The sequence below is a fragment of the Sulfitobacter sp. HI0129 genome (genome assembly GCF_001635395.1).
GTDB lineage: Bacteria > Pseudomonadota > Alphaproteobacteria > Rhodobacterales > Rhodobacteraceae > Sulfitobacter.
Genome location: NZ_LWGH01000938.1, coordinates 1 through 439, shown reverse-complemented (window position 1 = coordinate 439; position 439 = coordinate 1). Strand labels below are relative to the sequence as shown.

1 protein-coding gene is annotated in these 439 nt (G+C 62.4%); it reads right to left on the bottom strand.

Features of this window, described 5'->3' with window-relative positions:
• Positions 1 to 101 precede the first annotated feature (101 nt).
• A partial coding sequence (locus A3764_RS21090; RefSeq protein ID WP_150122368.1) for a TRAP transporter small permease occupies positions 102 to 439 on the bottom strand: 338 nt, incomplete at its 5' end.

Sequence of the window (439 nt, the reverse complement as noted above, 5' to 3'; positions counted from 1 at the left end):
GGTGAAAAAGTAGATGACCGCCGTCGAAGACAGCGCGAGCGCGAAGGCGATAGGCACGCCCAGAAAGATCAGAAAGAAGAACAGGGCGAAAAGCGTGAAGATCACGACCGTGCCTCCGCGATGGCTGCCGCCGCGTGATCCACGGGCGCAAGCAGCGTGTCCCGCATGATCCAGGCCCGTAAGGGCACCGCAAGCGCGTAAAAGATGATCAGGGCGCCGCTGATCGGAAAGGCCAGCACGATATAACCCTTCGGGATGCGCAGCGCCGGAGTAGTCTGGAACATGGCGCGATCGGCGAATTCGGCGCCCTTTACGACGAGCAGGATGCCGATTGCCAACACGCAGGCGAGGCTGAGCAGGGCCGCCGCCCGGCGCAGCGGAATCGGAAACCGCTCCTGAAAGTAGTCGATCGCCATGTGCGCGCGTGTTTTCAACGCCG